The following is a 12,495-nucleotide window of genomic DNA, read 5'->3' as shown; positions in this document are numbered from 1 at the left end:
GCGCATCGCGCTTACCAGCTGCGAAAGCGCGCCGGCGGCGTATAGAGCTCGCCCGACCACGTCACGAGATCGTCGATGCTGCGCGCCGCGAGCAGCGAGCGTTTTGCGTCGCCGCGACGGATGCCGAGATCTTCGGGAAACTGAACGATGCCGCGGCGGCGCAGTTCGTCGGTCTTCTCGGGCTTGGCGCGCAGCCCGATGGGCGTCACGCCCGCGACGGCCGCAAGCGTGGCGCGCCTTTCGTCGATGCCCTCCGCGCGATGCAGGTGCGCGATGCCTTCCTCGGTCACGACGTGGCTCACGTCGTCGCCATAGATCATCACGGGCGCGATGGGCATGCCGCTCTTCTCGCCCACGGCGATGGCGTCGAGCTCGTCAACGAAGGTCGGCTCGCCGCCTTTCTTCCACGTTTCCACGAGTTGCACGACGAGCTTGTGGCCGCGCCCAATCTGCGATTGAGGGCCGCTGGCCTTGAGCAGCTTGAGCCAGGCGTCGCTCGCATGGCGGCGCCCGCGCGGATCGTGGCCCATGTTCGGCGCGCCGCCGAAGCCCGCAAGCCGCCCGCGCGTGACGGTGGAGGAGTTCGCATCGGCGTCGATCTGCAGCGTCGAGCCGATGAAGAGATCGACGCCGTACTGCCCCGCGAGCTGGCACAGCACGCGGTTCGAGCGCAGGCTGCCGTCGCTGCCGGTGAAGAACACGTCGGGGCGCGCGGCGACATACGCCTCCATGCCCACTTCGCTGCCGAAGCAGTGCACGCTCTCGACCCAGCCCGATTCGATGGCGGGGATCAGCGTGGGATGCGGATTGAGCGTCCAGTTGCGGCAGATCTTGCCCTTGAGGCCGAGCGATGCGCCGTAGGTGGGCAGCAGCAGCTCGATCGCCGCGGTGTCGAAGCCAATGCCGTGATTGAGCGAAGTAACGTTGTACGGCGCATAGATGCCCTTGATGGTCATCATCGCGGTGAGCACCTGCAGGTCGCCGATATGGCGCGGATCGCGCGTGAAAAGCGGCTCGACCGCGAAGGGCCGGTCGGCCTGCACGACCACGTCCACCCACGAGCCCGGAATGTCCACGCGCGGCAGCTCGTCGACGATTTCGTTCACCTGAACGATCACGATGCCCTGGCTGAAGGCCGCGGCTTCGGCAATCGTCGGTGTGTCCTCGGTGTTCGGGCCCGTGTAGAGATTGCCGTGACGGTCGGCTTTTTCCGCACACAGCAGCGCGACCTGCGGAATCAGGTCGACGAACATGCGCGCGTACAACTCCACGTAGGTGTGGATCGCGCCCACTTCGAGCCGGCCGTCTTCGAGCAGTTGCGCGACGCGCAGGCTCTGCGGACCGGCGAACGAGAAGTCCACGCGATGCGCGATGCCGCGCTCGAACAGCGTGAGGTGTTCCGGGCGGCTGATGCTCGAAATCAGCAGATGAACGTTGTTGAGCTTCGCAGGATCGGCCTTGGCGAGCGAGCGCGAGAGAAAGTCGGCCTGCTTCTGGTTGTCGCCTTCGAGCGCGACGCGGTCGCCGGGGCGGATCAGTAACTCCAGCGCTTCAGTCATGCGCGCGGCGGGCAGGACACCGTCTTCGAGCCAGCCGGCAATGGCGGCGAGGCGCCGGGCCTTTTCGTCGCGGCGCGTGGTCCACGAGCGCGGCGCCGGGTTGGCGAGATCGGGCGAAGTAGGCGTTTCAGCTTGAGGCTTCATCGGGAGTTCGGCTCCGTGAGCGGGGTGTTGCGGGAGAGGCGGAAGCAGCGGTGGAAGAAGCGCCGGCGCGCCGTTTTTTGGCGGCGGGTTGCGCCGCTGCGCGCTCGGTCAGGAAACGATAGATCAGTTCGCCCGTGCCCAGCAGGTGCGCGGCCACGAGCGCCTGCGCGGCGGGGATGTCGCGCCGCTTCACGGCGTTGAGGATCTCGGCGTGCTCGGCATCCGATTCGCCCTTGTAGGCGGGAAAGCCGAATTTCAGGCGCAGATAGCGTTCGCCGCGGCGATGCAGGGTGGCGAGCATCTCCATCAGTTGCGGGCGGCCGGCGGGGGCATAGAGGCTCATATGGAAAGCCTCGTTGCGCGCCACATAGAGCGACGGGTCGCGCTCGCGCGACGCGGCGGCGGCCAGCGCGTTCACTTCGCGCAGCGTGGCGGCCGTGTGATTCGGAATCGCGAGGCCTAATGCGAGGCTCTCCAGCGCCGAGCGGATCTCGTAGATCTCGCGCGCTTCGTCGCGCGAGAGCGAGGCGACGCTCGCGCCCTTGTTGACCTCGATGCGCGCCCAGCCTTCGCTCGCAAGCTGGCGCAGCGCCTCGCGCACGGGAATCGCGCTCACCGAGAAGTGGCGCGCGATCGCGTCCTGACGCAGCGGAGCGTCGGGCGCGAGCGTGCCCTCGACGATTGCGGTGCGCAAGGCGTCCGCGATCATGCGCGAGGTACTGGTGCGCGGCGCTGCGGTGGCCGGCAGGCCCGGCAATCCATGCGCTGCGGGTTGTGAGACGTCCATGGCGCTGCCTTCCAGGGGAAAACCATCCGTTGCGTGGCTCATGAGATCACATATTATATATAAAACGATGACTTTGAAAGCCTCGGAAACCCGAAAACTGCGCCGCGCAACAACCGGAGGCAAGTGGCAGGAAACGGGGCTCGCGCGTACCCCATGGTATTCCCGCGGGTGTTTCAAGGGATCGGAAGGGAGCTTGAGACAGCCGGCGCAAGTCCGGTTCGCGTTGCGTGCCGCGCGGCGCCGCTTCGGCGCACGCGGGAACACAGCTTTGCGTGGGACCAGGAGAGAGGAGCATATGAATTCGATCACCGGGGCCGCGCGGCGTGCCCAGAAGACACCGCTCAACCGCTCGCAGATCGCAGGTTTCTGGGGCGCGTGGGCGGGCTGGACGCTCGACGGCATGGACTCGTTCATCTACGCGCTCGTGCTCACGCCGGCGCTCAACGAACTGCTGCCACGCTCGGGCTACGCGGCGACGCCCGCGAACATCGGCCTCGCGGGCTCGATCCTGTTCGCGCTCTTTCTGGTGGGCTGGGGCCTGTCGTTCATCTGGGGGCCGATGGCGGACCGCTACGGCCGCACGCGCGTGCTCGCGGGCACGATCTTCATGTTCGCGATCTTCACGGGTCTCTCGGCCACCGCGCAGAGTGTCTGGGCACTCGGCTTCTACCGCTTTCTCGCGGGCGTAGGCATCGGCGGCGAATGGGCGCTCGCGGGCACCTACGTGGCCGAGTCCTGGCCCGAGGATCGCCGCAAAATGGGCGCCGGCTATTTGCAGACCGGCTATTACGCGGGCTTCTTCATCGCAGCGGCGCTCAACTACACGGTGGGCGTGCACTTCGGCTGGCGCGCGATGTTCCTCACGGGCGCGATTCCCGTGGTGGTCGCCATTCTCGTGCTCACGCGCGTGGAGGAGCCCACCAAATGGCAGCGCTCCGAGGCCAGCCACGTGCACCGCGGCCATCCGCTGCGCGAGATCTTCGGCAGTGCTTATCGCCGTCGCACCGTGGTGGCGTGCGCGCTCCTGACGATCGCGATCATCGGCTTGTGGGCGGGCGCGGTGTACGAGCCATCCGCCGTGATCCAACTCGCGACCCGCGCGGGCGCGAACAAGGCCGAGGCGATCCGCACCGCATCGATTGCGACCGGCATTCTCTCCATCGGCACGATTCTCGGCTGCCTCGCGCTGCCGCCGATGGCCGAGCGCATCGGGCGTAAATGGACGCTCGCCGTCTACTTCGCCGGCATGGCCGTCACGATCGCCGCGAGCTTCGGCTGGGCCTACTACCTCGAGAACGGGCTCGTGCCGTTCATCGCGATCCTGTTCGTGCTGGGCTTTTTCGGCGGCAACTTCGCGCTCTTCAGCCTCTGGTTGCCCGAGCAGTTCGAGACGCGCGTGCGGGCCACGGCGTTCGCGTTCTGCACCTCGTTCGGGCGTTTCGTGGGCGCGGGTGTGAACTTCCTGCTGGGCGCGGCCGTGCTGCATATGCACACCCTGGGCGTGCCGGTCGCGCTCACGGCGCTCGCGTTCGTGCTCGGGCTGCTCATCATTCCGTTCGCACCGGAGACGAGAGGCGAGACGCTGCCCACTTGAGGGGCGTTTCGAATCGCCCCTTCACCGTCTTGGGCGGTGCGCGTTAGCGCCGCCTGAGCGCGAGCCCCATCGGCAAGAGGCGCCAGCCGAGATTCACGCCGAGGCTCGCCGTCACGATCAGCACCATGCCCGAAAGTTGCAGCAGGCTCAGGGCGCGGCCGTAGACGATGGCATCGACGGCGATGGCCGTGAGCGGATAGATGAACAGCAGCACGGCGATCACGGGCGTGGTGAGCTTGGGTAGTGCGCCGTAGATCAGCACATAGGAAAGCCCTGTGTGCAACACGCCCATGCCGACGAGCCAGCCCCATTGCGCGGGCGCGATATGCGCGAGTTCGAGCGGCGCGACGAAAGGCGCGATGAGCGGCAGGCAGATCGACCCCACCGCGCATTGCGTTAGCGTGAGCAGATGCGGGCGGAAGTCGCGCAGGCTCTTCGCGATCAGCGTGACGCTCGCATAGAGCACGGAGCCGCCCAGCGCTTCGGCCAGACCGATCAGATAGCGCGGATGGTCCGCGACATGGCTTTCGGCAAGCACGCCCGAGGCGAGCACGAGGCCCACGAAGGCAATCGCGATCCAGCCGAGCCGGTCCGCACCCAGCCGTTCATGAAAGAGCGCCGCGCCCATCAGCACGACCCAGAACGGCTGCACATGAAACACGACCGTCGCGACCGCGATGCTCGTGCGATGAATCGAATCGAAGAAGCCCACCCACTGTGTGACCATCAGCACGCCCGAGACGAACGCGAGCGCGAAGGTGCGGCGCGTAAACTGGCGCGTGATCTGACTTGGGGTGAGCCAGCCCTTCCACGTGCAATACGCGGCGAGCGCGAGCATGCCGAAGAAGCAGCGAAAGAACACGAGCGTGAGCGCGCCTAAGCGCGCCTCCTCGACGAAGATGCCGATCGTGCCCATCAGGAGCCCGCCGCCCGCGAGCATGACGACGCCCTCGCGGCGGCCGGTGTGGAGTTCGGATTGCATGGCTGAATCCGTAGATAGAAAGCGTGTTGAAAACCGGTTCAGTATTCGTCAGTTGCGGGGTAGCGGCAAACGAATTAAATTGAAGAATTCCATCAACGGGGCTTATGAATCATGAATCCCGAGTTCGACCTCGACCTGTTGCGCACCTTCGCGGCCGTCGCGGACGCGGGCAGCTTCACGAAGGCGGCCGTGACCGTGCATCGTTCGCAGGCGGCGGTGAGCATGCAGATCAAGCGGCTCGAGCAGATGCTCGGCACCACGCTGTTCACGCGCGACACGCGCAATCTCGCGCTCACGCGGCCCGGCAGTACGCTGCTGGAATATGCGCGGCGAGCGCTCGACCTGCAGGAGGAGGCCTGGTCGGCGCTGGTGCGGCCCGAGGTGACGGGGCGCGTGGTGCTGGGCGCGCCCGACGACTACATGGCCGCGCTGCTGTCGCCGGTGCTCAGGCGCTTTTCGACGCTCTATCCGCATGTGGAGATCGAGATCGTGTGCGCGCAGAGCGTGGCGCTCGGGCCGATGCTGGCGGACAACAAGATCGACATCGCCTTCGTCACGCGCGACAAGAAGTTGCGCGGCGAATACGTGCGCAGCGAAGACATGGTGTGGGTGGGCTCGCCCGACGATCCGGCGCCGCTCTCGATGTCGCCGTTGCCGGTGGGTCTCTACGAACATGGCAGCGTGGCACGCGCGCATACGGTGGCGGCGCTCGACGCGGCGCGCATACGCTATCGCGCAGCCTATAGCAGCGCGAGCCTGATGGGGCTGATGGCGACGGTGGAGGCGGGCATCGCGGTGGTGGCGCTCACGCGTTGCAGCGTGCCGCCGCGCTTCGAGATTCTCGGCGAGGCGCAGGGGCTGCCGAAAATCGAGCCGCTCGAGATCATTGTTGCGCGCAGTGTGAAGTCGAACCGGCCCACCTGCGATTACTTCGTACAACAGATGGTGCAGGATCTCTCGGTGCGGCGTCAGCGACCGTAGCCGGCGCGCGCTTTCGTTGCGCGCTTTTTATCGAGGATAAACGCTGACTTCGCCGCCCACGGCAATGCGCACGCTCTCGCCGGGGCGCGGTGTGCGATAGCCCGGCACGCGGGCGCGCAGCGTCGTGGGCGTGCCGGTGAGCTCCAGCGTGAGCGCTGCGTCCTGCCCCTGGAAGGTGACCTCGCGCACGAGCGCATTGAGGGCGCCGTCGTGTGTCGTGCTTTGGGGAAGCACGTCGATTTGCTCGGGGCGCAACATGATGTCGACTTCGCCGTCTTGGGGGCGCATGCCTTCGGCCAAAGGCAGCCTGCCGAGCACGCAATGCGCTTCGCCGCCCGCGACGCGCCCCGGCAACAGCACCGCTTCGCCCACGAACGCCGCGAGCTCGCGTGTCACAGGGCGGCGGTAGAGCGTTTGCGGCGGTGCCGTTTGCACGAGATGTCCGCGCCACAGCACGGCCACTTCGTGGCCGAGCGAGAGCGCTTCGGCCTGGTCGTGCGTGACCAGCACGGCGGTCGCGCCGGCGGCCGCGAGCGCGCGCGCCACGGCCTCGCGCGTCTCCACGCGCAGCGCAGCGTCGAGCGACGAGAACGGCTCGTCGAGCATCACGAGACCCGGCGACGGCGCGAGTGCACGCGCGAGCGCCACGCGCTGCTGCTGTCCACCTGAGAGCTGCTGCGGCGCGCGATTCGCATAGGACTGCGGCAGACCCACAAGCTCCAGCAGCTCGGCCACGCGATGCTGTGCGCGCCGCTGCGCGCGCGGGAGTCCGAACACGATGTTCTCGGCGACGCTCAGGTGCGGAAACAGCGCACCCTCCTGCGGCACGTAGCCGATCTGCCGCTGCTCAGCGGGCAGATGCAGCGACTCGCCGGCCACGCGTTTGCCGCCGATCTCGATCGTGCCGCTATCCGCGCGCTCGAAGCCGCATAACAGGCGCAGCAGCGTGGTCTTGCCGCTGCCCGAGGGGCCGAGCAGGGCGACCAGCGTGCCCGAGTTCACCGTGAGGTGGACGTCGTGCAGCACCGGATGGCCGTCGAAGGACTTGGAGAGGCCGGAAATGCGAAGTGTGCTCATGGACGTAACGGGCTGAACGGGGGGCGAAACAATCAGGGGGCGTCGGCGGGCGGCGCTTGATCCGCGGACGCAGGCAACGGCCCGGAAGCGTGCGCGGCGAGCGCCGACTTGCCCGCGAACGCGAACAGCAGGCCCGATGCCGCGAGCGAGAGCGCCGTGAGCAGCGCCGCATAGGGCGCGGCGGCGGCGAACGCGAGCGTCGAGGTATCGGACCAGACCTGGGTGGCGAGCGTTTGCGTGCCGATGGGCGCGAGCAGCAGCGTCGCATTCAACTCGGTCACGACCGAGATGAACACCATCGAGGCGGCCGCGCCGAGGCCCGGCCCCGCGAGCGGCAGCACGACGCGGCGCAGCGTGGCGAACCAGCCGAGGCCGAGCGAGCGCGCAGTTTCTTCGAGCCGCTGCTGCGCCTGCAGCAAGGCCGCACGCACGCTCACGAGCGCGAGTGGCAGGAACAGGATCGCGTAGGCGACGATCAGGAGCGTGGTGCCCTGGTAGAGCGGCTCGAGCGCGCGCACGGCGAGCGAGACGATGGCGAGCGCGATGACGAGGCCGGGCACGCCCTGCGCGATAAAGGCGGTGCGCTCGAGAAAGGTGGCCGCGCGGCTCGGGAAGCGCGCAAGCAGATACGCGAGCGGCAGCGCGAGCAGCGCGGTGAAGACGGCGGCAATGAGCCCGAGCCGCAACGACGCAAACGTGGTCGAGAACAGCAGTTCGGGAGAGACCTCGGCGGGCGTGATCGCGGCGGCGCCGGGCTGCGTGAGCCAATAGCCAATCATCCCGAGCGGCACGCCGAGCGTGCCCACGTTGAGCGCGACGAAGCCCGCCGCCACGGGCCAGCGCCAGCGGCCGAGCGCGTGGCGCACGCCCGCGCGCCGCGTGCCGCGATCGACGCGCTCGTAACGCGCGCGCCCGCGCACGCGGAACTCGAACACGAGGCACACGAGACACAGCACGATCAGCACGCAGGCGAGCAGCGATGCGCCGCCGCCATCGAAGCTCGTGCGGTATTCCGCGTAGATTTCGGTGGTGAAAGTGCGAAAGCGCAGCAGCGTGAACGCGCCGAATTCGGAGAGCACGCCGAGCGCGACCAGCAGCATCGAGCCGAGCAGGGCGGGGCGCAATTGCGGCAGCACCACGCGCACGAAGGTGGTCCAGCGGTTGCAGCCGAGTGCGCGCGCGGTCTCTTCGAGCGCGGGATCGAGCCCGCGCAGCGCGGCGGCCACGGGCAGATACACGAGCGGAAAATAGGCCGTCGTGATGACGATCAGCGCGCCGAGAAAGTCCTGCAGATCGAGGCTCAGCGAGACCCACGCATAGCTCGTGATGAACGCCGGCATCGCCAGCGGCGCGGCGGCGAGCAAGGCCCACACGCGGCGCCCCGGCACGTCGGTGCGCTCGACGAACCAGGCGAGCGCGGTGCCGAGCACCGCCGAGGCAAGCGTCGCGCTCACGGTGATGCTCAGCGTGTTGACGAGCAACTCGCCAACGAGCGGCCTGAACAGGAGCTCGGCCGCATCGGCGAAGCCGAACGAGAGCGCGCGCCAGAACGTCAGCGCAAGCGGCAACAGCACGAGCACGGGGCCGAGTGCCGCGGCGAGAAATAGCGCGCGCGGCGCCCGGCGGCGCGCGTGCTTGCTCGCTGCGTCGTCGGGGCTTTGCGGCATGGCTTGCGCCGAGGTTACGGCTTCACTCACAATTTACTCAGACATCCTCTGCAAATTACAACAAGCCCGCCTGGCGCAGCAGACGGCCTGCCTGGCTGTCGTCGCCGAGCTGCTGGATCGTCAGCGCGGGCGGCTTCAGTTGATCGAACGGCTTGTTGATCGGCTCACCCGCCACGCCTGGGCGCAGCGGATACTCGAAGCTGATATGCCCTTGCGCCATCAGCTTCTGTGCGCGTTCGCTCACGAGGTAGGCGAGGAACTTCTGCGCGCCGTCCGGGTTGTGCGCGGCCTTCGTCACCGCCGCGCCGGACACGTTCACGAGCGCACCCACGTCGCCATCGGCGAATTGCGCGACTGCGCTGCGCGTGCCCTTGTCGCCGAGTTCCGCGTGCAGGCGGTCCCAATAGTAGTTGTTGATGATACCCGTCGCCACGGCGCCGCGGTTCACTGCAGCTACCACGCCTTCGTCGTCGTCGAAGATCTGCGCGTTGTTCTTCAGGCCCTTGAGCCACGCGAGCGTCGCGGCTTCGCCCTTCACGGCGAGCACGGCGTCCACGAGCGGCAGGAAGTCGGCGTCGCTCGGCGCGATGCCGACCTTGCCTTTCCACTCGGGCTTGGCGAGATCGAAGATCGATTGCGGCAGTTGCGAGGGCTGCACCTTCGCCGTGTTATAGGCGAGCACGTCCTGGCGCGCGGTCACGGCGACCCACTGGCCGGCCGGCGAATTGTAGCGCGCGGGCACTTGCGTGAGCGTCGAGTTCTGCACCGGTGCGAGCAGGCCCTTCTCTTCGAGCAGCATCAGCTCGGGCGAGTTTTCGGTGAAGTAGACGTCGGCGGGCGTCTTCGAGCCTTCGGCCACGAGCTGCGCGGCGAGCGCGGGACCTTCGCCGTTGCGGATCTTCACGTCGATGCCGGTCTGCTTCTCGAAGTCCTTCGCGAGCTGGTTCACCACCTGCTCGTGCTGGGCGCTATAGAGCGTGATCGAAGCGGCGTGCGCGGCGAGCGGCAGGGCGCCTGCGAGCGCGATGGCAGCGGCAATGGCGCGTGCGCGGAAAAACGTCTTGTTCATGATCTGTCGTTGTCCGTTCTTGTCGATTGAATCCGGATTTAATCTGGTTCGATTCTGAAAGGAGGCTTTTTTCAGGCCTCGAACAGTTCGGCGCCGATGAACGAGCCCGGCTTCGCACCCGGCGGGCACGCGAAGACCGCGCTGCCCACGTGGGTGGTGAACTGGTTCATCATGTCGAACTTCGCGAGCTTCTCGTTGATTGGAATGAAGCCCGTGCGCGGGTCGCCCTGGTGCGCAACGAAGATGAGACCCGCATCATATTCGGTTTCCTGGCGCCACGGCGGCCAGCGCTCGATATAGAAGTTCGTGCTGTCGTTGTACGAGTACGACCGGCGCAGGATCTGCGCGCCGTTGTTCGAGGCGCGGTTCGAGAGGCGCACGTGCGAGTTATCGGGGATCAGCGGGTTGCCGTCCTTGTCCTGCGCGTTCAGGTCGACCGCATCGAATTCCTTGTCTTTGCCGATGGGTGCGCCGCTGTACTTGCGGCGGCCGAACACCTGCTCCTGAAAGCCCAGTTCCATCTGGTCCCAGTGCTCGAGCGTGATGCGGATGCGGCGCACCACCGTATAGGTGCCGCCCTGCATCCAGGGCGCGTCGGCAGCGGTGGCCCAGACGAACTGGTTCATCGCCGCGGCGTCTTTGGTGGGCGGATTGTTGGTGCCGTCCTTGAAGCCCATCAGGTTGCGCGGCGTCTGCCCGCGCGGGCCCGAGAGGAAGCCGGCCTGGCCCCAGCGCATGCGCAGCATGCCGTAGCCCTGGCGCGCGAGCTGGCGCACCGCGTGGAAGGCCACTTGCGCGTCGTGCGCGCAGGCCTGCACGTAGAGGTCGCCGCCGGTCTTCTCGGCGATCAGCTGGTCGCCGTTGAAGCGCGGCAGATCGACGAGCGCGGCAGGGCGCAGATGCGCGAGGCCGTAGCGGTCCTTGCCTTCGGACGTGAAGAGGCCGGGGCCGAAGCCGAACGTCACGGTGAGGCCGGCCGGCCCGAGTCCGAGCACGTCGCCCGAATCGGGCGCGGGATGGTCGTCGCTCACGCCGTCGAGCGCAACCGCGCTCTGGCCCTGCGTCATGCGCGCGGCGGATTCGGTCCACTGGCGCAGCAGCTTGATCACATCGTCGCGCGAGGTGGTCGTGAGGTCGAACGCCGCCACATATGTGTGCGCCTGTTGCGGCGTGACGATGCCGCCCTGGTGCTCGCCGTAGAACGGCTCGACCGCGTTCATCGGGTCGGCGGCCAGCGCGTGATGCCTGGCTTCGGCAGCCTGCGCGAGGCCCGGTGCCGCAAGGCCCGCGCCAAGCGAGGCACCGGCCGCCACCGCGGCGCCGCCTGCCTTCAGGAAACCGCGCCGCGCGGGGCGCGCCGGGCAGTTTTGGGAATCATCGGAGGACATGTTATTTCGCCAGCACGAGAGTGTTCACGTCGTCTTGGACGTAGTAAAAGCCGTCGCCCGCCGGAGTGAGCGCGATGCCGAAGAGGTCGCCGTTGCCCGGCGGCGTCTGCGCCTTGTCCGTGTCGATCCAGCGTGCGTAGAGTTGCTTGCCCGTTGCCGGGTCGATCTCGACGACCTGGCCGTTGAGCGCGTTGGTCACGAGCAGATGGTTCTGGGGCGTTGCGATCATCGCGAGCGGGCGGTGCAGCAGGCCGTCGGCGGTGAGCTGGCGGCCCACGCCCGCGCTCGTGTCGCGCGTGAGCGGGTCTTCGATCACGTTGATGCGGTTGCCGATGGCATCCGACACATAGAGCAGCTTGTTGTCGGGCGAGAGCGCGAGGCCGGTCGGGCCGACGAGGAACACGCCCTTGTCGGCTTGCGCGCCGAAGCCGCTCGCCACCACCGTTTCGCTCTTCACGGCCGGCGCCTGGCCCTGAGGAATATCGAGGTCGAGGCGCAGCACCGTGGCTTGCTTGAACACGGGCGGGTCGCCGTCCGCGCCGCCCACGCCGAAGCCTGCGTTGCTCACGAACAGCGTGGCGTGGTCGCCGTTGTCGACCACGGCCATGTTGCCCCACGGGTCGTTGATGTTCGGTGTGCTGATCGCTTTGGCGATCTTGCCGTTGCTGTCGAGCACGATCAGGCAGCCCGCGCCCTTGGTGTTGGTCGTGCCGTCGTTGCTCGGCGTGCTGCCGACGATCACCCAGCCCGACTTCAGCATCGTCATCGCGGTGGAGAGGCCCACGCCGCCGGGGCATTCCTTGAGATCGCGCGGAATGGTCGCGAACAGCGTCATCTGCTTCGTATCGGGGTGATAGTCGACGATGGTGCTGCCGGTGCCCTGCAGGTTCGCGGCGTTGTTGAAGTTGTCGACCAGCACGTCACCTTGCTTCACGGTCCCGGCGCTCACCGGCGCGACGTAGATCGCGTACGGGTTCTGGTCGCCGTTGTCGGGCACCGTGTTGATGAGCGTGGTGTGATGGTGGACGGTTTCGAGCAGGCCCGGCTGGTCCGCGTGCGCCGCGAGCGGCGCGCCGCCCAGGAGGGCGGCGGCGCCGAGCGCGAGCGCCGCGCGGGCGCCATGGGCCGAGCACAGCAGGAGCTTGCGCGTGGCGTGGTTCATCGTATTTCTCCGTGCCTCACCTGCGCCGCGCGCGAGCGGTGCGGCTTCGATCGCCAGTGCGCGTGAGGAGCTGGGGTTGAACATG

The 12,495-nt window shown here is 67.6% G+C and carries 10 protein-coding genes; 2 read left to right on the top strand and 8 right to left on the bottom strand.

Annotated features, from left to right (window positions below; all coding sequences use genetic code 11):
• Window positions 1-11 precede the first annotated feature (11 nt).
• Both mdcA and EYW47_RS17245 read right to left on the bottom strand, forming a co-directional pair.
• Window positions 12-1,703 (bottom strand): malonate decarboxylase subunit alpha, encoded by a 1,692-nt coding sequence (mdcA, locus tag EYW47_RS17250; protein WP_133196035.1) that lies wholly within the window; start codon window positions 1,701-1,703, stop codon window positions 12-14.
• Window positions 1,687-2,532: a GntR family transcriptional regulator gene (locus EYW47_RS17245; RefSeq protein WP_133196034.1), complete on the bottom strand. Its 846-nt coding sequence runs from the start codon at window positions 2,530-2,532 to the stop codon at window positions 1,687-1,689. The genes mdcA and EYW47_RS17245 overlap by 17 nt, the downstream gene beginning before the upstream one ends.
• 253 nt (window positions 2,533-2,785) lie before the next feature.
• Here EYW47_RS17245 and EYW47_RS17240 point away from each other — a divergent pair, with 253 nt between their 5' ends.
• A complete protein-coding gene (locus tag EYW47_RS17240; RefSeq protein WP_133196033.1) occupies window positions 2,786-4,084 on the top strand; it encodes an MFS transporter in 1,299 nt (432 codons plus the stop codon).
• A gap of 43 nt (window positions 4,085-4,127) precedes the next feature.
• Here the strand turns inward: EYW47_RS17240 and EYW47_RS17235 are convergent, their stop codons facing one another.
• Window positions 4,128-5,066 carry a DMT family transporter gene (locus tag EYW47_RS17235; RefSeq protein ID WP_133196032.1) on the bottom strand — a complete coding sequence of 313 codons (939 nt, stop codon included), beginning with the start codon at window positions 5,064-5,066 and terminating at the stop codon, window positions 4,128-4,130.
• A gap of 111 nt (window positions 5,067-5,177) precedes the next feature.
• On the opposite strand from EYW47_RS17235, the gene EYW47_RS17230 reads away from it, so the two are divergent.
• The gene (locus tag EYW47_RS17230; RefSeq protein ID WP_133196031.1) at window positions 5,178-6,047 is read left to right on the top strand and encodes a LysR substrate-binding domain-containing protein; all 870 of its coding nucleotides are present in this window, start codon (window positions 5,178-5,180) and stop codon (window positions 6,045-6,047) included.
• Between the two features lie 27 nt (window positions 6,048-6,074).
• Here EYW47_RS17230 and EYW47_RS17225 read toward each other — a convergent pair whose 3' ends face one another.
• From EYW47_RS17225 to EYW47_RS17205, 5 genes are all read right to left on the bottom strand, one after another.
• Window positions 6,075-7,124: an ABC transporter ATP-binding protein gene (locus EYW47_RS17225; RefSeq protein WP_133196030.1), complete on the bottom strand. Its 1,050-nt coding sequence runs from the start codon at window positions 7,122-7,124 to the stop codon at window positions 6,075-6,077.
• Between the two features lie 32 nt (window positions 7,125-7,156).
• On the bottom strand, window positions 7,157-8,821 hold the full coding sequence (locus tag EYW47_RS17220) for an ABC transporter permease (RefSeq protein ID WP_377785081.1): 1,665 nt from the start codon (window positions 8,819-8,821) through the stop codon (window positions 7,157-7,159).
• Between the two features lie 25 nt (window positions 8,822-8,846).
• A complete protein-coding gene (locus EYW47_RS17215) occupies window positions 8,847-9,860 on the bottom strand; it encodes an iron ABC transporter substrate-binding protein (RefSeq protein ID WP_133196029.1) in 1,014 nt (337 codons plus the stop codon).
• Window positions 9,861-9,931: 71 nt separating this feature from the next.
• The gene (efeB, locus tag EYW47_RS17210) at window positions 9,932-11,248 is read right to left on the bottom strand and encodes an iron uptake transporter deferrochelatase/peroxidase subunit (RefSeq protein WP_133196028.1); all 1,317 of its coding nucleotides are present in this window, start codon (window positions 11,246-11,248) and stop codon (window positions 9,932-9,934) included.
• A 1-nt stretch (window position 11,249) separates the two neighbouring features.
• Entirely contained in the window at window positions 11,250-12,410 is a 1,161-nt protein-coding gene (locus EYW47_RS17205; RefSeq protein ID WP_240763754.1) for a hypothetical protein, read from the bottom strand.
• Window positions 12,411-12,495 lie beyond the last annotated feature (85 nt).

This window comes from Paraburkholderia silviterrae (assembly GCF_004353915.1).
Taxonomy (GTDB): domain Bacteria; phylum Pseudomonadota; class Gammaproteobacteria; order Burkholderiales; family Burkholderiaceae; genus Paraburkholderia; species Paraburkholderia silviterrae.
Note: the sequence above shows the minus strand (reverse complement) of the source record. Positions and strands in the feature narration are given on the sequence as shown.